The organism is Polaribacter sp. Hel1_85, assembly GCF_000766795.1.
In the GTDB taxonomy this organism is placed as follows: Bacteria; Bacteroidota; Bacteroidia; order Flavobacteriales; family Flavobacteriaceae; genus Polaribacter.
In genome coordinates this window covers 684840-704696 of the sequence record NZ_JPDS01000003.1, presented here as the reverse complement: position 1 = coordinate 704696, position 19857 = coordinate 684840, and the positions used below count along the sequence as shown (strand labels likewise).

Below are 19857 nucleotides of genomic sequence, written 5' to 3'. Positions count from 1 at the left end.
GATTAGTTGCGTGTTTCCAAGCCATAAAGTTAGTAAATAAAACACAGATTTAAAGTCTGCCAGAACTTTCGTAAATAAGCTAAAACCAGCAATTAATTTTATACGGTGTTGTACACTGGCTTTTTCTTTCCGCAAACTTGATAGCGTTGGCAAAGACATACTCTTTTGCAATTTTTGGCTTGTGTTGTGGCTGAAGCGAATTGCAAATGTGTATGGCTTTTAGCGTTGGCTTATTTCAGATATATTTCGTCTTTCACGTAACTTGCATTTAACCAAAAACAATGTTTAGTAAATTCAGTTAGTCCTGTTAATTTATCTGCAAAAGGTAATTCATAAGTGTCTTCTTTGTTTCTTGCGTGTGGTCTAACGTGACTAATTCTATTTTCCGTTTTTTTGGGGAAAAATGATTTTCTTATACCTTTTTCGGTTACTTCTTTCACTATTTCTCCTTTAGAAACCGTTTCAACCATTTTTTTCCAAACATTTTTTACCTCAAGAATGTCTGAATATTGCATATTCCAAAATTTCACTTTTCTTAAAATTAAATTTTCTCCCTCAAATTGATAGAACACAAAGAAAAACTTACTTTCTAAAATATTCTTAAAGTCTGAATCTTCCCAATCTGTTTCAATAAGTTCTTGATATTCAAATGTTGGAAATGAAATATCTTCTTTTGGTAAATTATTTTCTTTAAGTCGAATTGTTTTTACTTGAATATCAGCTTTTTCAAATTCTTCTATTTTTTGACCGAGTTTAAGTCCTAAAATTGCATTTGTTAAGTTTGCAAAATAACTTTTTGCATTTTTATTTAGATCTAAACTTAAATCTTTTTCAATCTGTTCTGCTGGTTTTCCATAGAACGGATGAAACTTTAAAATTACTATTTCTTCTAAAGATTGAACTTTATCTAAAATTTCTGGGCGTTCAATTATTTTACCATAAATGGCAGTTTCTTCTTGAGCAATATTTGCAATGATATGATTTACATAACCTTGTTTTAATGAATATGCTCTTTGTTTTGCTTTTTCTTCATTAAATGGTTGGTCTCTAAAAGATTTTAGTGCAGTTGAACCTTTTGTACAAGCTCCAAGATAAAAAGTATCTCCTTCCGACAATTCGTGTGCTTTTCCGTCTTTTATTTTTTGATTGATAAATTCCCAATCTTGTTTAATGATTTTCAAATCCTCGTTTGGATATTGCCAACCGTCTACTAATTTAATTACGTAATCAAGTAATTCTAAATCTCTGTCGTGTAAATAAAAAACTAAAAGTAAGTGTGCGTTTTTCTTCCAAAACGAACTGGTTTCAAAATTTTCTTCGTGTACTTTTAAATAATTGATAATATTTAAAACAAGTCTTTCTTTTGATCTAAATTCTCCGTTTTTTAAAGTTTTTAATGGACTTGATTTAAGTTCCATTCCAGCTTCTTTAAAATCAGGTTCTGCATCAGAGTTTGGCTCGTAACCGAAATAGAATTTTTCTAATATTTGACCAAAGTTTCCTTTTCCCTTATAACCGTGTTTTTCAATTTCAACACCACAAGATTCTCGTAAAGTTTGACCTTTTAATAATTTAGCAAAATCAATAATTGAATCTGCTGAATTTACATTATACATATTCAAATTGATTTATTTGTTTATAAAGTTCTTCCCCAATTTTTTCAATTACTCCAACAACTAATGCATTTCCCATAAAAAAAGCACGTTTTGTATCTGTAATTCCTTCCAATTTGGTATGATTGTCTGGAAACATATTTAATCTTTCCAATTCTATTGGTGTTAACCTTCTTAAACCTCGATCAGAAACAACTACGTGTTTAAATCTTGAAGCTGATTTTCCACCTTCTCCAGTTATAATAGTTCTTGAAGCATTATCTAAAGCGTCTGGATAAATCATTCCGCCTTCGCTGTAGTTATATTCGAAACCTTCTTTTGTAGTTCTCTTCTCTTTTTTAGCACCTTTTAGATATTCCCATTTTGACTTGTCATTTTCATCAATAAAAAATTCGGAAGTTACTTCTCCATTTTGTAAAACATCTCCTAAAACAGTTCTTTCTCCGTCATAATTTGGAACTGTTTTAGTTGTATAAACTTTACCTTTTATAAGTAAGCCAGTATTTTGAAAAGGCGATAATTTTCCGTTTTTATTAAAGTCATTAGTTATTTCCACTAAATCCCCTTTTAATTCAACTTCTTGAATTGAATCTGTTTTAGCAACAGGAAAAGCATTTGCAATAGTTCCTTCTTCTGTTAGCCAATTTATTTTTTTAGATTTTTGAAGTCTTTTGTAAATTTCTGTTGATTTGTGATAACCAATAAAGAAAACTCTTCTTCTCCTTTGTGGCATTCCATATTCAGCTGCATTTATTACTCGCCATTCTACTGCATAACCCAAGTCATTTAAACTTTGCAACATTACTGCAAAATCTCGTCCTCTTTGTTTTGCTGGCGATTTTAAAAGTCTATCAACATTTTCTAAAAATAAGTATTTTGGCTTGTTTTTTTTCTTTTCTAAAATTTGATGAATTGACCACCAAAGAACACCTTTTTTACCTTTTAAACCTTTTGAATTATGAAGAGTTGTTGCAACAGAATAATCTTGACAAGGAAATCCGCCAACTAATAAATCGTGATCTGGAATTTCCTCTACGTTTCTCGTCACAACTTCATTTATATCTTCGTTTGAGTGATTTTCTTTTCCAAAACGTTCTTCATAAACTTTTGATGCGTGTTGCATTTTAGTTGATGGTTCCCATTGATTACTCCAAACAATTTCATAATTGCTTTTTTCAAGTCCAAGACGAAAACCTCCAACTCCTGCAAACAATTCAGTAACTTTAATTTTCTTATTTTCCATTTTCTTGAGTCTTATAATAGTTAATTTTTTCTTCTGCAACTTTCAGAATTTCAGAAGTCGATTCTGTGTATTTTAATTCTTCTGCAATTTTTTCTGAAAACCAATTTATGATAAGTTCACTTTCCGGAAGTTCATAAAATTTAGCAAGTCTTACAATTTGTTCCTTTGTAGGTTTTCTTTCGTTTTTCTCAAACTTGCTAATCAAAGATTGATCAATATCTACTTCAGCCGCAACTTTTCGTAGAATTAAATCTTTTTCCTCTCTCGCACATTTTAAAGTGTCTCCTAATGTTTTCATTGGTCAAAATTGTTTTAGACAAATATTGTCCAAATTTATAAAAACATTTTGGATTATCAAGTTTTAATTCAGATTATTTTATTCGTTCTGGTGTGGTGGAAAATTTTAGCTCTTTTGGTTTTTAGAGCCTTGGAATTGAGCATTGGCAAAAACCAAAAGTGCTAAAATATGCGGCTGGTTGCTTGTGTACTTTTGTTGTTGTGTATGATTAGTTGCGTGTTTTAAGCACTAAAGTTAGTAAATAAAACACAGATAGAAAGTCCGCGAGGACTTTCGTAAATTGGCTAAAACCAAGCAATTAATTATACACGGTGTTGTAATTAGTTATTTTTTTAATTACTGGTTTTTCAATTAATTCATATTCAATTATTTTCTTTTCAGTTAAATCTGCATTATTTGAATCTATTCGATATTCATATGTCACAAGAATTTGGTCATTTTTTATATCTGACACAAAAGTTCTATGAGGCCAATAATTATATAGTGATTTTATGTTTTTTGTTTTCCATAAGCTGTCATTTTCAATTCCATTGGATGTAAATTCATATTCTTTCCATTTCTTTGATTTAAAATCTCCATAAATTATTTTGTCAGAACCGTGAAAATTTCCAGTTTTCAAAACGTACAAATTATTCACTTTGATTAATTGTTCGTCTTCATTCCATTCTCTTCCAGAATAGATTCCTTGACCAAGATTTAGTGTTTTCCCATTTTGAGACTTGTATTCATAATTAATAATGTATTCCCAAGAATGAAGGTCAGGATAATATTCCATTTTACAGACTAATTTTCCGCCAATATTCTGATTTATTTCAACGGTTTTAAATTCAGGTTGAAGAGCCAAATAGACAAGTGAAATAAGAATTATTCCTATTCCTAAAATTGTCAAAATTGCTATTGTGCATCCTTTTTTCATTTTTTAATTAATTACAACGTTGTTGTATAAGATTAATTGCGTGTTTAAGCACTAAAGTTAGCAAAAAAATCACTGATAGAAAGTCCGCGAGGACTTTCGTAAATAAGGCTAAAACTAGCAATTAATTTTATACGGTGTTGGCAGACGTTTTTTGTTTTTATCAGTAAGTCAGAATCGTTTTATTTCACATATAGAACTCTAAATTTATTTTTATTTAAAGGATCTCTATCTACTACTTGAACTGGAGCTTCTTGCCACTGCCACACATTCATCTCAGGATTCTGTGATAATTTAATTTCTCCGCGTGTTCCATTTGTAGTTACTTGTGACCAAGATTTGGCAATGCTATTTCGATTGACTCCATTTAAACTCATAATATTAGCTAAAATATGAATAGCATCATAACCTTCCAAAGCTACAAATGACGGTTCTTCTCCTAAATGTTTGCGTACTTTATCTAGCACATACAGTCCAAGTGAGTTTAGTTTTTCAGGCATATAACGTAAAAAAGGAATTGCCGAACCGTTTTCCTGTAACTCACTCATCCAACTATTGAACTCGGGTTGTCCTGCAGGAGCTCCAATCAGAAGTTTTTCAAGTCGAGAATCGTTTCGTACGGCTTTAACCAAAGATACGGCAGGATCTGGATACCCTACAAGAAGAAGCAAAGCAGTTGCATTACTGCCATTAAGTTTATCACATAGGTCAGTAGGAGTAATTCGTTGTGTGTCAAATTCAATGATAGAACCACCTTGTTTATTAAAATGTTCACGTAGAATATGTGTGCCTGCTTCCCAATAAACACTTGGAGATGTAGCTAAAGCGATATTAGTATGCTTATTATTTGTAAGAAATTCTGCATAAGCTTTCCAGCCTTTCGATTGAACTTGAGGAAGTCGAGCAATCCATTTTGATGGCTTTTCAATTAGATTATCTATAACTGCTGATGTACAGAGAAAAGGCACATTTCGTTCATCAGCTCTATTAGCTATAGCTTTAGCAACAAAACTATGGTATTCACCAACAATGGCTATTACTCCTAAACCTACTAGTTCGTCAACTAAATCCGTAGCTTTTTGAGGATTAGCAGCACTATCTCGTACTAGTAATTCAATCGGTCTTCCATTAATGCCTCCTGTCTTATTCAATTCAGAAACGCCAAATTCAAGACCTGCCAATAGATGATTACCAGCCTCAATCCAACCTGGATTTGTTATTGGAGCTATTGCCCCTATAAGAATTGGATTATCTGTTTTATGTATCATATTTCAGTTTTTTTTTAATGTTTGCCAACGGCTCGTATAATAAACGTAGGTCAGGTGACAAGCGATACGTTTCGGTTTGGTACTAAGCCAAATTTTATATTTGGCGGACTTTGTAAAAAAACATAGAACTTTGGATTTAACACAAAAGCCCTATGTTTTTTATACATTGTTGTACACTGTTTTAATCTAAGTTTTTCTTTAACCAATCTGATACTTCATCACCTAATCCAAACCAAGCAGAAGGAGCTTTGACAGTTCCAACAAATATTTGGTCATTTGAATCCGTGACTTCCATTAAACTATCTCTAATTTCAATGGCACTTTTTTTGGAAATAACAATGTACGCAGAACCTCCTAATCTAGCCCAACCGTCATGTTCCTTTATTACTTTAAGAACATCTTCATAATTTTGACCTGCGCTATTTAAATCGTACGATATAATATATGCTCTTTTCATTATTGTTCAATTATTTCATGAATATTTGATGCAAACAGTCTTACAATTTCGATACACTCTTTTGCATAATTTTTATTTATGTCATTTTCACTGTGTGGAGTTTGATTCAAATTATAATCACCACTATGAGCAATAACATGTCTTCTGCTGGTAAATAAGTTTAATTTTCGTTTTAGATTACTTTCATTTATGTTTGCTTTTACGGCTACGGATGAAAAGATATTATCATGACCTACCATTTTAAGAAATGATGTTATTTTCCATTCTCCTTGAAACGATTTAGTCTCAAAATCATCTTTCACAGCTTTTTCCACTTTTTCTAAGAAATTATAGTTTCTAGCTGCGTCAAGTAATTTATCTTGGTTTAACAATTTTTTCAAATAATCTTTTAATTCAGGTTTAATTGTTTTTTTTGTGTCAGAAACAACTTTTCTTATTTCTGATATAACAATTTTTCTAACAAATGCATCTAAAGCTGATATTGTTAAAACGACAGCAGCTCTATAACAATCGCAATAATGTTTTTCGGTAATTTCTTTAATAGTTTCCGTAGAATCATGCACTGATAATAAATTCTCTGCCCTAATTAAGCATTTTTCAAAAACATCAAAAGATGAAATTGATTTAGTATCCTCTTTTGAACCTGAAGAAACAGCATCTACTTTTGGATTATCAATTCCAGAAGTTTTACCTCCTTTTGTTTCTTGTTCTTTCATATTTTACAATTCATTCATAGTTATTTTTAATTGTGTACAACGTTGTTGTGTATGGTTAGTTGCGTGGTTAAGCAACTAAATTAGTAAACAAATACGAACCAGAGAAAATTCCGAAGGAATTTTCCAAATAAGCACTTGCCAAAGCAATTAATTATACACGGTGTTGTGCATAGTTTTTATTCCACTTTCTTATATTCATATCGCTTGTCAAACAAACCACCTTTGTTTTTGTATATTAATTTGTTTTTGGCAATTTCGACTATAATATAATTCCGATTTCCAATTGTCAGAATTGAGTCAGTCAATTTATAAGTCGAGTTGTATTCGTTTCCCTGTTGGTTAATGAAAATCGATTTGTCGATATTAAAAGTCAAAGTACTTTCCAATTCTGTTTTTGAGTCAGATTCCGATTCAGAATTATTTTCTGTAAGTGGCTCAATATCTTCATCAAAAGAGTCAGTTTCAGCTATTAAAATCCATTTTCCGATGAGTTTATCTTTATATTCAGATTGCGCTTTACACGAGTTAATTCCGAAAATTAAAGTAAGTATTATTAAAATTCTCATAGTTTTTTATTCAGATACAACTCCAATAAACATTAAATACTCAATTTCAGTATCATAGATTTCTAGCAATTCGTCTTTTGTCAGGTCAACTTTTTCCTTATCCAGAGCATATTCAACAAGTTCATTAATATCTAATTCGACATCTGATTCAGTTTCGGTTTCAGAATTCGAGTTTTCGGCAATCAGTCCAAGATTATTCATAAAGTTTTCTTCCGCAATCAAAGCTTCACGAATCAAATTCAAGTCAGATTCTTTTTTGTCAAGTTTCAATGCTATAAAACAAGAAGCCTCGTCTAAATCATATATTTCTTTTCCAGCGTTATTTTCATTTATAACACAAATAGCTTCATTCTTACAGGAATTCATAGAGGTGATTATTAATAAAATTCCGATTATTTTTTTCATTTCGTGAGTTTTCTCAAATTATGCACAACGGTTTTGTGTTATGGAAAGTTGCGATTTTAAGATTGGCTGATTTTCCGAAGGAAAATTAAGACAAGATTAAAAAAGCAACAAACTTTGTTTTAGCTAAAAATAGCAATTTTTTATACACAGTGTTGCAAAATGCGTGTTTTTTATTTTTCCAAAATTTTGTTTTTTCAATTTTCAGTTTTTAAAAATTCCGAGTTCAATTTTTAATTCCACAATGAAATTCAATTCCGAAATTGTTCAAATTTCACAAAATTAATTTTCCAGCTAGAATAAATTCCATTTTTTCTTTTTTCTCAAACACAATAAATTCAGATTAATTTTCTTTTTTTCAGCATTTTAAAATTTCCAAAAAAGAACAAAATTCTTTCAGAATTTTGATTCGCGAGAGAGTGTTCCACAAATATATTTTTCCGTTTTTTTCGCAATTTTTTAGTTTTTCAAACTTTAAAAGAATAAGCTGTTTTAAAGAACTTTTGTTTGCGGATTAATTTTTCGCCCAGTTTTTTGCAACGTGTTTGTATATGGTTTGTTGCGTGGTTAAGCACGTAATTTAGCAAATAAAAACCGAATAGAAAATCCGCGAGGATTTTCGTAAGTAGGCTAGAACTAGCAATAAATTATATACGGTGTTGCAAGTAGTAGTTTTTTTTCAGTTTTTGTGTATCCCGTTTTTTTATTAATTCAGAGTTTGAGTAAATTCCTTCAACGTGATTTTCCTCAAAGATTTTGAGTTCCGATTTAGTAATAAATTCCGCAAAGAAATACATTTCATAAGTTACTAAAATTCCAGTTTTGTTTTTTCCTTTCTTTATTTTAATTGTTTTAAACCTATTTTATTTTCTGATTTTTTATAAGTAATAAAATTTCCTATTAACATAATAAATGAACTTAATAACCACATCCAATACCCTAAATCATAAAAAATTACTTTAGCTGTAGTACCTCCTTCATTGTCAATTATTTCATCAACTAGTAAAAATGAAAGCATTAATAAAAATGCAGTAATACTTGAAATAAATGAAATTTTTTGATTCTTATTAAATGTGATCCAAGATAATAAAAGTATTGGATTAGCAATCCAAGGAAAAGCTGGTAAATGAAGCATAAATACACCTATCCAACCAAATATTAGGCTTAATAAACCTGAAAAATATTCGCAAGTTCCTCCGCTTGTACAATAACTTTTTTGAGTTAATGAAATTATAAATATTCCAAAACTTAAAAATAAGAATACTTTTTTATTTTTCATTGTTGTTTTCGATTGAGTGATTTCCGCTATTACTTGCAACGTTGTTGTATAAGCTTTGTTGCGTTGGTTAAGCAGTGAATTTAGTAAATAAAACACGAACGGCGAAATTCCGTAGGAATTTCCCAAGTGAGCTAAAACCAGCAATAAAGTTTATACAGTGTTGTGTGTAGTGTTTAATATTCATTCAGTCTTTCAATATTCATATTAATATTCAATATATTTTGTTTTTTCTGTTCAATATATTCATTTATATTTTTTCGTATCATTTTTTTCTTCTCATTTGTGAGAATATTTAATTCTCTTAAATTTGTTTCTAATAAATCTAATGTTCTTTTGAAATCTTCATTTAATTTCTTAATTCCTTTTTCATTATTTAGTATTCCATCTTTCCAATTTGTTTGTTCAATTTCTAAATGTTCACAATAAACATCAATTTTTTGAAATATTGTTGTCATAGTCGAAAGTCCGTATTCAAAAAATGACGAATTACCTTTGAATTTAACTTTCCTAACTATAAATTCAATATTATACGGGTAATTTTCAATAAAGTTACAAGGTGAAGGTAATTCTTGTCCTAAAAAAAGTTTTTCCACATATTCAGATTCTTTTTTCTCATTTAAAATCAGTTTTGGCACATTTAAATTTTCACATTCAATTAGTCTTTCAACCTCTTTTTTAATTTCTGTTTTTTCAAAATCGTAGTTGGATTTATTAATTTTGTTTTTGATTTTTTTTTCACTTTTAAGAAAGAAAATTTCTATATTTTTTTCTAAAAATAAGTTTGGTTTTTTGTAAGAATCGTTCATAATTTCTAAATATTTTATATTAATTATTCCAAAAATAAAACGAATAAATTCATTTTTCATTTTTGTTGGTAATATTAGAAATTTAGTTATTAATATTCTTTAAATGAGTTGTTTAGTTTTTGTTAGGTTCGTTCGAAATATCTTAATTTTCTTTGAAATTGTTCGTTTGTATTATACTGATATAGGTTGACCTTTTTTTAGTTTAATTTATACCGTTCAAACAATTTTTTTTAGCCGTTTAGAAGGCAAAAAATAGTTTGAACTAGTTCTGTTGTTAAATCTTAAGTTCAGGTAAATTTACATTATTTTTTCGATAGGATTTGTATTTGATGTTAGGATTTAGATGGACTTCAGCAGGTTTTCTGAGATCTATGCTAAAATGAGTTCTCAAATTGTTATAAATATAGACGGCTTGATCTGTCATTTTTTGTGCTAATTCAGTGTTTTTAATGTTTTGTTTTAAACCATATTCATATTTCAAAGTTCTATTAATTCGTTCAGCTACAGCGTTTTCATAGGGATCGTATTGTTCAGTCATACTTATTATAATTCCATTTTCTTCAGCAAATGCTGTGTATTTAGGGTTACAGTATTGAAAACCTCTATCCGAATGATGAATAATTTTTTGATTGTGATACTTTCTGTTTTTAATAGCCATAGCAAGCGCATCACTGCAAAGCGATGTTCTCATATGGTTATCTATTTTATACCCCATAATTTGCTTAGAATAGGCATCTGTTACTAAGGCGAGGTAATTATGTCCATTCTCGGTTTTAATGTATGTAATATCGCTTACCCAAAGTTGTTCAGGTCGAGTAGGCACGTGGTCTTTAACCAGGTTTTTATATTTTTTGTACATGTGGTTTGAGTTTGTCGTTGTGATGTAATTTTTAGTTTTAGGAATCAAAAGATTATTAAGTCTGAGGAATCGATAGAATTTGTCTCTACCTATCTTAATATCAGCGTTTATAAAGTCTTTTTTAAGCTCAGCATAAAGTTTTATTCCACCAGTTTTAGAACCTACTTTTTTGCGGTATTGCTTAACTAATTTGATTAGTTTTTGATGGTCTACTTCTTGTTTTCGTTGTACTTTGAGTCTTTTGTAGAAGGCTTGTTTGCTAACCCCAAAACATCCATAAAGCCACTTTCTTTTATACGTGCCTTTTTCTTTAGCTCTATCTCTTTTGCTAATGTTTTGGGTAATGACTTTTTTGACATATCAACGCCTGTAATAAGTTCCATATCAGCGATAATGTCCTGTTGGAAGTCTTTTTGAAACTCAAGTTCTTCAATCTTTTCCTTTAGCTTTTTAATTTCATCGTTTTTACTCATACCTGTATTTTGTTGTACTAAGGTACTGTATTTTCTTAACCAATAGGTAATGGTTGTTCTAGGAACATCATATTTTTTTGAAGCTTGGTTATTGGATAGTTGTCCGTTAAGAATTTGGTCAACGACTAAAAGTTTGGTTTCTAAAGTTACTTTTTGATAGCTTTTTTTTCGCCAGTGTTCATTTTTTGTTTTCATAAGTGACTGTAATTAATTGCTTAATTTTTAGTCAACCTATTTCAGGAAAGTTCAGTTTTTCGCATTACACACAACGTGTTTGTATAAGATTAGTTGCGTGTTTTAAGCACTAAAGTTAGCAAATAAATCACAGATAGAAAGTCCGCGAGGACTTTCGTAAATTGGCTAAAACCAGCAATTAATTTTATACGGTGTTGGCAATAGTTATTTTAATCCATTTATAAATTCAATTCCTTGTTTTGTCAGCAAATAAACTTGGTCAAGGTCGTTGCTTGTCTTTGTTTCAATAATCCCCCTCAATATTAATTCCCCTGTGAAATCCGATATCTTATATTTATCACTTATTGAGACTGTAGGTGAATCCCATTGAAAATCTTTTGTGTAAAATATATCTTTTAATTCTGCATTAAGGACATAAAAATTAGCTCCATCAGCAAATTTGTTTTTGAGACGAATTAAAAATTTAAGTAAGTCAGTTTCGACTCCGTTAAATTCATATTTAATATTTTCTAAAGCCTTTTTTAATCCATTAACGTCAATTATACTACTTTTTTCTATTTGAAGAATTTTTTTCTGTAATTCAGCATTTGATTTTTCTAATTCTAATATTTGAATTTTATTATCTCTTTCTTTAAGTCTAACTTGGTTTTTAGAATGTGCATTCCAAGTACGTGAAATTAATTTACCGAAAGGAATTAAATAATTGTCATCATTAAGCTTTGGAATATTTAACGCTTTCAAGTCAAGAGATAAATGTTCCCTTGATTCATCTTCATCTACAAATAGAACTAAGAAACTGTTTTTAGTTTCAATTTCGTGAATTAAGGCTCCATCTAATTCTTTTTGTACCCAATATGATGGAATTGAATTTTTTGTTAAATAAACAAAGAACATATCGCAAGAGACTATTCCATCTTCAAATATTTTTTTTCTAATAGATTCTCCAGGTGGTATTTCCCATTCATCATACCAAACATCAATACCACAACTTCTTAAGTCATTTGCTATTTTTTCGATAATTACTTTATCCTTTTTTGAATGTGATAAGAATACTTTTGGTTTCATTTAGTTCTAATTATTGCCAACGGTTTTGTGTTATGGAAAGTTGCGAATTTTGAGAACGGCAAATTTTCCGCAGGAAAAATTGAAGTTTGCAAAAATGGAGCAACTTTTAGTTAAGCTAAAAGTAGCAATTTTTTATACACAGTGTTGTAAAAAGCGTATTTAATTTTCCCATAATTTTAACAGATTCAGTTTTTATAATTTTCGGTTTTAATTTAAATTCTGAGTTATAATTCCGCAATTTTGATTTTCCGTATTTAGCTCAATTCCGCAAACTTTCTAAATTCAGAATTTGAGTAAGAATTCGCAATTTGATTTTTCAGAGTTTGAGTAAATTCCTTTTTATTAAATTTCTAAAATTTTCCAATTTTTACAAATTTTGACGAGCGAGAGAGTGCTCCACATTTTTAAGATTCAATTTTTTTCAGAATTCAGTTTTTCAAACTTTAAAAGTAAAATGCTTTTTTTAAGAACTTTAGCTTTTAGATTTTTCTTTCAGCCAGTTTTTTACAACGTTGTTGTGTAAGGAAAGTTGCGTGGTTTAAGCACTAAAGTTAGTAAATAAAACACGAACCAAGAAAATCCGAGAGGATTTTCGTAAGTAGGCTTTTACCAGCAATTTTTTTTACACGGTGTTAGCTGACGTTTTTTTACTTTCCAAATTCATATTCCTCATATAAACTATTTAATTCATTCCTTTCTGATTCAGTTATTTCATATTCCAAATCACATAAAATTTCTTTAATTATATAATATTCATTAATATTTTTAATTTTTCCATTTTTAAGTACTCTTTTGGGAACATTTTTAATTTGAGAAGTCAATATATTTAATGAAGGTAAATTTTCAGAAATCAGACTTTCATTCAGCTCTATTTTTGATTCGTCTGTAAAGTGATTAAGTCCAGTTAGTGAATCTCTTAAACCTTCTTTTAATCCTCTTCTTGCTATAGATTCATTTTCTTTTTCCCAACTTTCTAAAACATTTATTGGCGAAGTTGGAGAATAAGAGTTCATTCCATAATATGGAGCTTGAAATTCCCAAATAACTTTGAAAACTTTTTTATAAAATTCATAATTTGATTTATTTATTTTCACTTTTTATTTTCAATTTTATTTCATTTTGAATAAATCTTAATAATATTATCTGTTTCTGAAGTTTTTCATAAATGACAGCTAACGTTTATGTATAAGAATAGTTGCGGTTTTGTATGCGAGGATTTTCCGCAGGAAAATCAGACGTAACAAAATTGCAACGACCTTTGTTTAAGCACTAATCTAGCAATTATTTTTATACGGTGTTAGCAGTTCGGTTTTTTTATCCAATTTCAAATATGTCATTTATTATTTTATCAATTACATTCTTTGTCCTTGGTACGCTGTCTTTTTTCAAATAGTTTTTTAGTCCATTTGCTATTTTGTCCAGTTTAGGATTGTCGGTCAGTTTAGGATTCAATTCTCTCATCAAAAGTGACTGATTTAGTCGCTCTCCTCTTGTTGTACAGAACATTGTTGCATCGAGTGCAATCAAGCTCAAAGGTCTTCCCATTTCAAGCCATTTTTCCGCTCTTTTCCAGCTAAAATTCGAACTCGCAGATAAATGTCCCCAATCTTGCGTAATATTTTTATTCCTCTTTGCATTTTCCTCAATCCAGTCTAAAACAGGCTCATAATTCAAGAAGTTTAAAGGCGCCATAAATTCAGTCAGATATTTGTCCTCACAATCTTTGAGTTCTGTTGTAATCAATTCAAAAGCTTGTTTTTTGTCAAACTTTTCAATTATTTCCTCCATTCGAATATGAAAGTTTTCTATTTTCTCTTTGTCATACATATGAGTGAGTTCAACTGACTGCTAACGTTGTCGTGTAAGGATAGTTGCGCGTTTAAGTTACTAACTTAATAAAAATGGAACGAACCAGAGGAAAATCCGCAGGATTTTCCGAGTAAGCTAGAACCAAGCAATTATTTTTACACATTGTTGGCAACATTAATTTAACAGTCATTTTGAATATATAAAGTTAAATTCCATTCTCCATTTATTTTTTCAAATCCGAGCATTGTAAGGGTTCCTATTTCTTTTAATGTATATTCAGAGTAGAATATATTGTCAGAAAAATTGAATGTGTTTTCCCATTTTTCGTCAATTCCAATTTCATTAATAAAGTTCCAATCGTCATATACCCAATTATTCTTCTTTAAAACATAGGTTTCTTCACAAGCTCCAACAACAGCAATTAAATTGTCAAAGTCGATATGAGCTTTTTGAAAATTAGGGTCGAAAATGAATTTTTGACTGAATTCCAGAAAATCATTTGGAACTTTTTTTTTGTCAGAGTAAGATTCAGATACTTTTTGATAATTTTCAGCTTTCTTAAAAGCTAAATCCCAATCGTATTTTTCCACTTCTCCTTTTTTGTACAATTTATAAATCGAATCCATTTCAATTTTCGTCTGTTCTTGTTCAGTTATGGATTTCGATTCTTTACTTTCCGTTTTTAATTCAGATTTAGGTTCTTGCTTATTTTCTTTACAAGAGATTATTAAAAGAAGTAAGAAAGTCAGTTTTAGTATTCTCATTTTTTTATTGTTGCCAACGTGATTGTGTATGTTTCAGTTGCGTGGTTTAAGCATTAAATTTAGCAAATAATTACTGAATAGAAAATCCGCGAGGATTTTCCCAAGTAGGCTAGAAGCTAGCAATTGAATATACACGTTGTTGTACGTAGGCTTTTATTGTTTCGCTCATTACTTCTTTCGGATATTTCCATTTCAATATTTTATTCGGCGAGCTATTCAACCCGCTATTTATTTTTCTAAACGGTAAGTTTTCAAAACTTCCGTATTCTATTTTCCAATGTTCTATGCTGAATATACAATTATTTAACGAACCATTCGCACTTCGGTCATTATTCGTTTCGCACAGTTTTATTTCGCCAATTATTCCTTTCAAAGTTTCGTAACCGATTTCAATTCCATCATTTTTAAATTGAGAATGAAGCGTTTCTGTAAAAATTCGAGTTATGTTATTCAATTCAGATGTTTTTATATCTGATAGAATTAACAAATATTTGGTCAGTTTGTTTACAATTAGCCAACATTTTTTTCTATCCACGTAAAAAATGGTCGCAACCCATTCGCCCAATATTTTATTTTCAGTTTCGTTTTTTTCCACAATCGATTTCGCAATTGTCTTTTCAAGTTTTCGAGTTGTATATATCTGGGTGAAATTCATTCAGTTTATTGGTTGTTAGCGTGATTTTGGCAGCTTACGTACAACGTTGTTGTGTAAGAAAAGTTGCGTGGTTTAAGCACTAAAGTTAGCAAATAAATCACAAATAGAAAGTCCGCGAGGACTTTCGTAAACTGGCTTTTACTAGCAATTTTTTTTACACGGTGTTGGGTGCAGTTTTTTTTATTCAAATATTTTCCAAATTTCCGAAAATTCCTTTTCTAAATTTTCTTCTTTCCATTCTTTTCCAGATAATTTTTGTTTTTTAACTCTAACAGGTGTCATTAACTCACCAGTTTTATTTTCATAAACATTTTCGGCAAGCGAAAACATTTCTTCGAGTTGTGGGTCTTCGTCAAAATACTGTTTTAATTCCGATATTTTTAGACCTTTAATATTCTCAAATGCTTTTTGCCCTTTTGAAATTACCCAAGCTTTGAAATAATCAAATGCATCATCTCCACAACCGCGTCTTGCAATATATACTAAAGCCCAAATTTCCCAACGATTTAATTCTTGGTATTTAGTCAAAAATGTTCTTTCGAAACGTTTTATTTCTGACGGTTTGAATTCCTTTAATTGGTTTGATAATTTTTCTATGAAATCTATTTTGTCCTCTGATTTTTCTCTATTTATATTAATTAGTTCCCAAAATACTTTTTCGTCTATCTTTCTTTTGTCTGTAGTCTTTTTTGGTTTGGGTTTTTCTAACTTGTCTACTGTTTTAATAAGTTCGTCAGTTTTTCTAATTTCCTCTTCCGCTCCAAGTTCGGTTAAACCTTGCTTAAATCTGTACAAACCTTCTAAAGTCAATTTTTGACATTCAAAAGTTTTTTTCGCTCCATCCCAATATTCTGTTTTTTCACCAATTTCTTTATTCCAATGCCATAAACTCGAAAAACGACGTCTTAATATTCCTTTCCAAAATTTAATAAATTCCTTTTCAAGTTTGTTTTCAATTAGGTGTTTTTCAAGAGGTTCAAAGAATTCATCCCATTGTCCAGAATCATAGTTTTCGTGGATGAACGCGATCAGTTCAGAAAATCTTTTTTCTTTAATCCACTTATCACGAACATAAATTTCGTTTTGTTCCCAAGTTTGCTTTGGAAGTCCAAGTTTTTCTCTTTCATCGAAGTAATTGTCAACTTCTTTTAAAAAAATTCCGTAACTCAATTTTGTTTTGTTTTAATTGCACCCAACGTTGTTGTATATGGTTTGTTGCGTGTTTCAAGCAACTAATTTAGTAAATAATTACCGACCAAGAAAGTCCGCGAGGACTTTCGTAAGTAGGCGAAAAGCCAGCAATAAATTATATACGGTGTTACCCACAGGCTTTATTCCACATATTTAAATTTTGTTTCTAAATCCGTTTTTTCAAATTCAGGAATATAGCTTAAATACCAAGTATCAAAATCGTTTTGTTTTTCGGGTAATCTCATTTTTATAAATTCACGATATACGTCAATTAATAAGTTTATTCCATTATAGAAAACTTCTTTACATTCTTTAAAATTCCGAATTTGTAAAATATCTGCTTTGTCCTTTCCTGCAATTACAAATCCATTCATTACGCTATTTGGATGAACATTTTCGGAATATTTTCTATATTGAAACTCGTAAAGAATTGTACTATTTAGATACAAACAGAGGTTTTCAAAATTATTTGGTCCATCATATAATGAATACCAATTCGGATTGTTATTTCTTTTTTTACTTTTATTACAAGTTCGTTGAAATTCAATGTTTGCTTCTTTGTAATTGTCTTCTAACAATAAACTCTCTTTAGCTTTAATTACTCTCTCTATTTCTATTGGATTACAATGATTTTCTAATTCAAAATCGGGTTCTTGCTTAATAAATTTTGAAACAAAATTTTTCGAAATTTTCTCATCTTTGATGAACTGTTTGTAATATTTAATTTCTTTATTTAGTCGGCAAATTAAAAATGAATGGGAACGTAATTGTTCATCTTTCTCAATCATATAAAGTAAGCTAAAAGTACTTTCCATTAAAGAACGAATCAATATTTTCGCTGGTTCAATTGACGATTTTTCAATTAATATAGAAACTGAATCTCCTAATTCAATACTGTTTCTTAAAAAGACAGAAGGTACATTTTTGTCTCTTCCATTTCTTTTTTTCTCAATGTCCCATTTTAAAATATGAGTACCAAAATTCACAACTTTTCTCAAGTTGTCAGAAAGGTTTTTGAGAATTAAGTTCAATTCCTTATTTTCCTTTTGTGGCAGTATTTCTTCTATTGGCTCGATGTTCGTTTAGCTTGTGGGTAACGTTGTTGTATAAGCTTTGTTGCGTTGGTTTAGCAGTGAATTTACTAAATAAAACACGAACGGCGAAATTCCGAAGGAATTTCCCAAGTGAGCAAAAACCAGCAATAAAGTTTATACGGTGTTAGCACCAGTTTTTTTTCCTTCTTTTCGATATGTTATTATTAACAAAACCGATGCAATAATGACAACAAATAGTGCTGGTCTTAATTGACCTCTTTCCCCATCTAATAATGCAATTAAATATAAGAGCACAAAGAATATTTGTATTAAAATATATTTCATTTTGTATTTTGTTAGGTTTAAAGAATGACTTAAAACGACTAATCCAATAATTATTGCACTAAGACTTAATATCCAATTTTGAAAATGATAATGTCTAAGATTTATGTGTCCATTCCAACCTGTAACTTTTCTATATATATTCTCACCAGTCTTATTGTTAAAGTATTTAAACTCATAAACCCAAGCCATAAATGAACATATAATTATAAGTAATGTCAAAAATAATGTCCAAATCTGATATTTATCAATTTTTTTCTTTTCACTCTTAATTACTTCGACTTCTAATGCGCTAAAAATAAGTTTAAGAGTTTTTTCTCTTGGTTGTGTTTCATTATTTTCAATTCGTTGAATTGTTCTTAGGTTTACTTTAGAAGATTCAGCCAATTCTTCCTGTGATAAACCTTTTTTTATTCTTATTTCTTTTATTCTTTTTCCGATTTCAGTCATCTTTAATTTAGTTTAATTTGTCTCGTAAAAATATTCCATAAATTCTCGTTTTATAGAGACTTCTCTACGACATTTATACGGCATTTTCGGAATTTATTGTTATTGCAGGATTTCAATTGGTGCTAACGTTGTTGTATATGGTTTGTTGCGTGTTTTAAGCAACTAATTTAGTAAATAATTACCGACCAAGAAAGTCCGCGAGGACTTTCGTAAGTAGACGATAAATCAGCAATAAATTATATATGGTGTTAGCAAACGTTTTTTATTCTTTTATAAATCTGATTGAACTTCCATTTTCAAGTTTCAAGAAATAAATTCCAACGATTAGATTTTTAACATCAATTTTTTGGTTTTCAGATATAATTCCTTTTTTTATTTCTGTACCTAAAATATTATAAATTATGTAATTTTCTATTTTAGTTAACCCTGAAATTTGAAGAAAATTATTTGTTGGGTTAGGTAATGTTTTTATTTTATTTAATAAAGAAAAATTATCTATGGAGAGTGTAGACAAATCAATTTTTGATATTTTATTACCAGTAAATTCATTAATATACATTTCATTTCCATTAATTATCAAACCAGTAGGTCCAATCAATTCATTTACAACGTCCTTTGCTGTTGGATTGCTTTCTGTAATGTTAATTTTAGAAATCTTATTTCCATTAAATTCTGCAATATATAAGTCATTTTCGTTGAGTGTTAATCCTGTTGGTTTACTCAATTCTGTTATAACATCAATTGCTGTTGGAGAACTATCTGTAATGTTAATTTTAGAAATTTTGTTATCTCCAGAATTAGCAATATATAAGTCATTTCCATTAAGTATTATTCCTTGTGGTCTATTCAAATCTGTTATAACATCAATGGCTGTTGGAGAACTGTCAGTAATGTCAATTTTAGAAATTTTATTTCCACCAAGTTCCGCAATATATAAATCATTTCCATCTAGTAATATTTGTGCGGGTCGGTTTAATTCAGTTATAACATCTATAACTGTTGATGAATTATTGGTAATGTCAATTTTAGAAATTTTATTTCCATTAAGTTCTGAAATATATAAGTAATTTCCAATAAGAATTATTCCCGAAGGACCATTCAAGTTTGTCACTATGTCGACGGCAACTGGCGAACTATCTGTAATATTAATTTTAGAAATTTTATTTCCTTCAAATTCCGCAATGTATAGGTTGTTTCCGTCTATTTCTATCGCATTAGGGTTTGATAATTCAGTTATTACATCGATAGTTTGTGCAATAAGATTAATGTTGGTCAATAAAAATAATGTTGTTAAAAAATAAATTTTCTTCATAGTTCTTGGATTTAATGTTTGCTAACGTTGTTGTATAAGATTAGTTGCGTGTTTTAAGCACTAAAGTTAGCAAATAAATCACAGATAGAAAGTCCGAGAGGACTTTCGTAAACTGGCTAAAACCAGCAATTAATTTTATACGGTGTT

The 19857-nt window shown here is 29.6% G+C and carries 21 protein-coding genes and 1 pseudogene; all 22 read right to left on the bottom strand.

The window, feature by feature from the left end; translation table 11 throughout:
- Positions 1–230: 230 nt before the first annotated feature.
- On the bottom strand, positions 231–1616 hold the full coding sequence (locus PHEL85_RS16660) for a Sau3AI family type II restriction endonuclease (protein WP_036827744.1): 1386 nt from the start codon (positions 1614–1616) through the stop codon (positions 231–233).
- On the bottom strand, positions 1609–2856 hold the full coding sequence (gene dcm / locus PHEL85_RS16655) for a DNA (cytosine-5-)-methyltransferase (protein WP_036827741.1): 1248 nt from the start codon (positions 2854–2856) through the stop codon (positions 1609–1611). Before dcm ends, PHEL85_RS16660 begins: the two co-directional genes overlap by 8 nt.
- Positions 2846–3154, bottom strand: a complete 309-nt coding sequence (locus PHEL85_RS16650; RefSeq protein ID WP_036827740.1) for a helix-turn-helix domain-containing protein — start codon at positions 3152–3154, stop codon at positions 2846–2848. Before PHEL85_RS16650 ends, dcm begins: the two co-directional genes overlap by 11 nt.
- A 298-nt stretch (positions 3155–3452) precedes the next feature.
- Positions 3453–4070, bottom strand: a complete 618-nt coding sequence (locus PHEL85_RS16645; protein ID WP_036827737.1) for a hypothetical protein — start codon at positions 4068–4070, stop codon at positions 3453–3455.
- A 179-nt stretch (positions 4071–4249) separates the two neighbouring features.
- A complete protein-coding gene (locus PHEL85_RS16640; RefSeq protein ID WP_036827736.1) occupies positions 4250–5335 on the bottom strand; it encodes an ABC transporter substrate-binding protein in 1086 nt (361 codons plus the stop codon).
- A 181-nt stretch (positions 5336–5516) separates the two neighbouring features.
- Positions 5517–5792 carry a hypothetical protein gene (locus tag PHEL85_RS16635; protein WP_036827728.1) on the bottom strand — a complete coding sequence of 92 codons (276 nt, stop codon included), beginning with the start codon at positions 5790–5792 and terminating at the stop codon, positions 5517–5519.
- Positions 5792–6508, bottom strand: a complete 717-nt coding sequence (locus PHEL85_RS16630; RefSeq protein WP_036827727.1) for a HEPN domain-containing protein — start codon at positions 6506–6508, stop codon at positions 5792–5794. Before PHEL85_RS16630 ends, PHEL85_RS16635 begins: the two co-directional genes overlap by 1 nt.
- Positions 6509–6684: 176 nt before the next feature.
- Positions 6685–7074 (bottom strand): hypothetical protein, encoded by a 390-nt coding sequence (locus tag PHEL85_RS16625; RefSeq protein ID WP_036827726.1) that lies wholly within the window; start codon positions 7072–7074, stop codon positions 6685–6687.
- 6 nt (positions 7075–7080) lie between these two features.
- Positions 7081–7479 (bottom strand): hypothetical protein, encoded by a 399-nt coding sequence (locus tag PHEL85_RS16620; RefSeq protein WP_036827723.1) that lies wholly within the window; start codon positions 7477–7479, stop codon positions 7081–7083.
- Between the two features lie 835 nt (positions 7480–8314).
- Positions 8315–8755 (bottom strand): hypothetical protein, encoded by a 441-nt coding sequence (locus PHEL85_RS16615; protein WP_036827720.1) that lies wholly within the window; start codon positions 8753–8755, stop codon positions 8315–8317.
- 173 nt (positions 8756–8928) lie between these two features.
- Positions 8929–9621 (bottom strand): hypothetical protein, encoded by a 693-nt coding sequence (locus PHEL85_RS16610; protein ID WP_036827719.1) that lies wholly within the window; start codon positions 9619–9621, stop codon positions 8929–8931.
- A gap of 214 nt (positions 9622–9835) precedes the next feature.
- Positions 9836–10672: pseudogene (locus PHEL85_RS17835) on the bottom strand (IS3 family transposase); the annotation flags it as partial.
- The gene (locus tag PHEL85_RS16600; RefSeq protein ID WP_036825498.1) at positions 10630–11088 is read right to left on the bottom strand and encodes a helix-turn-helix domain-containing protein; all 459 of its coding nucleotides are present in this window, start codon (positions 11086–11088) and stop codon (positions 10630–10632) included. The gene PHEL85_RS16600 and the pseudogene PHEL85_RS17835, both read right to left, overlap by 43 nt.
- A 204-nt stretch (positions 11089–11292) precedes the next feature.
- Positions 11293–12153: a toll/interleukin-1 receptor domain-containing protein gene (locus PHEL85_RS17510; protein WP_052108633.1), complete on the bottom strand. Its 861-nt coding sequence runs from the start codon at positions 12151–12153 to the stop codon at positions 11293–11295.
- Positions 12154–12800: 647 nt separating this feature from the next.
- Positions 12801–13247 (bottom strand): hypothetical protein, encoded by a 447-nt coding sequence (locus tag PHEL85_RS16590; protein WP_036827697.1) that lies wholly within the window; start codon positions 13245–13247, stop codon positions 12801–12803.
- A gap of 220 nt (positions 13248–13467) precedes the next feature.
- Entirely contained in the window at positions 13468–13980 is a 513-nt protein-coding gene (locus tag PHEL85_RS16585; RefSeq protein ID WP_036827716.1) for a hypothetical protein, read from the bottom strand.
- 161 nt (positions 13981–14141) lie between these two features.
- Entirely contained in the window at positions 14142–14726 is a 585-nt protein-coding gene (locus tag PHEL85_RS16580) for a hypothetical protein (RefSeq protein WP_036827713.1), read from the bottom strand.
- Positions 14727–14835: 109 nt separating this feature from the next.
- Entirely contained in the window at positions 14836–15381 is a 546-nt protein-coding gene (locus PHEL85_RS16575) for a DUF6933 domain-containing protein (protein ID WP_036827700.1), read from the bottom strand.
- A gap of 180 nt (positions 15382–15561) precedes the next feature.
- Complete coding sequence (locus PHEL85_RS16570; protein ID WP_036827710.1) at positions 15562–16551, bottom strand: DUF4240 domain-containing protein; 990 nt, start codon at positions 16549–16551, stop codon at positions 15562–15564.
- Between the two features lie 161 nt (positions 16552–16712).
- On the bottom strand, positions 16713–17603 hold the full coding sequence (locus PHEL85_RS16565; protein WP_156109281.1) for a DUF5677 domain-containing protein: 891 nt from the start codon (positions 17601–17603) through the stop codon (positions 16713–16715).
- Between the two features lie 177 nt (positions 17604–17780).
- Positions 17781–18398, bottom strand: a complete 618-nt coding sequence (locus tag PHEL85_RS17505) for a helix-turn-helix domain-containing protein (RefSeq protein WP_052108631.1) — start codon at positions 18396–18398, stop codon at positions 17781–17783.
- A gap of 262 nt (positions 18399–18660) precedes the next feature.
- Positions 18661–19710: a T9SS type A sorting domain-containing protein gene (locus tag PHEL85_RS17500; RefSeq protein WP_052108630.1), complete on the bottom strand. Its 1050-nt coding sequence runs from the start codon at positions 19708–19710 to the stop codon at positions 18661–18663.
- Between the last annotated feature and the right edge of the window lie 147 nt (positions 19711–19857).

Coding starts and splice junctions, on each gene's coding strand:
- PHEL85_RS16660 (WP_036827744.1), bottom strand. CDS start 1,616: ATGTATAATGTAAATTCAGCAGATTCAATTATTGATTTTGCTAAATTA.
- dcm (WP_036827741.1), bottom strand. CDS start 2,856: ATGGAAAATAAGAAAATTAAAGTTACTGAATTGTTTGCAGGAGTTGGA.
- PHEL85_RS16650 (WP_036827740.1), bottom strand. CDS start 3,154: ATGAAAACATTAGGAGACACTTTAAAATGTGCGAGAGAGGAAAAAGAT.
- PHEL85_RS16645 (WP_036827737.1), bottom strand. CDS start 4,070: ATGAAAAAAGGATGCACAATAGCAATTTTGACAATTTTAGGAATAGGA.
- PHEL85_RS16640 (WP_036827736.1), bottom strand. CDS start 5,335: ATGATACATAAAACAGATAATCCAATTCTTATAGGGGCAATAGCTCCA.
- PHEL85_RS16635 (WP_036827728.1), bottom strand. CDS start 5,792: ATGAAAAGAGCATATATTATATCGTACGATTTAAATAGCGCAGGTCAA.
- PHEL85_RS16630 (WP_036827727.1), bottom strand. CDS start 6,508: ATGAAAGAACAAGAAACAAAAGGAGGTAAAACTTCTGGAATTGATAAT.
- PHEL85_RS16625 (WP_036827726.1), bottom strand. CDS start 7,074: ATGAGAATTTTAATAATACTTACTTTAATTTTCGGAATTAACTCGTGT.
- PHEL85_RS16620 (WP_036827723.1), bottom strand. CDS start 7,479: ATGAAAAAAATAATCGGAATTTTATTAATAATCACCTCTATGAATTCC.
- PHEL85_RS16615 (WP_036827720.1), bottom strand. CDS start 8,755: ATGAAAAATAAAAAAGTATTCTTATTTTTAAGTTTTGGAATATTTATA.
- PHEL85_RS16610 (WP_036827719.1), bottom strand. CDS start 9,621: ATGAAAAATGAATTTATTCGTTTTATTTTTGGAATAATTAATATAAAA.
- PHEL85_RS16600 (WP_036825498.1), bottom strand. CDS start 11,088: ATGAAAACAAAAAATGAACACTGGCGAAAAAAAAGCTATCAAAAAGTA.
- PHEL85_RS17510 (WP_052108633.1), bottom strand. CDS start 12,153: ATGAAACCAAAAGTATTCTTATCACATTCAAAAAAGGATAAAGTAATT.
- PHEL85_RS16585 (WP_036827716.1), bottom strand. CDS start 13,980: ATGTATGACAAAGAGAAAATAGAAAACTTTCATATTCGAATGGAGGAA.
- PHEL85_RS16580 (WP_036827713.1), bottom strand. CDS start 14,726: ATGAGAATACTAAAACTGACTTTCTTACTTCTTTTAATAATCTCTTGT.
- PHEL85_RS16575 (WP_036827700.1), bottom strand. CDS start 15,381: ATGAATTTCACCCAGATATATACAACTCGAAAACTTGAAAAGACAATT.
- PHEL85_RS17505 (WP_052108631.1), bottom strand. CDS start 18,398: ATGACTGAAATCGGAAAAAGAATAAAAGAAATAAGAATAAAAAAAGGT.
- PHEL85_RS17500 (WP_052108630.1), bottom strand. CDS start 19,710: ATGAAGAAAATTTATTTTTTAACAACATTATTTTTATTGACCAACATT.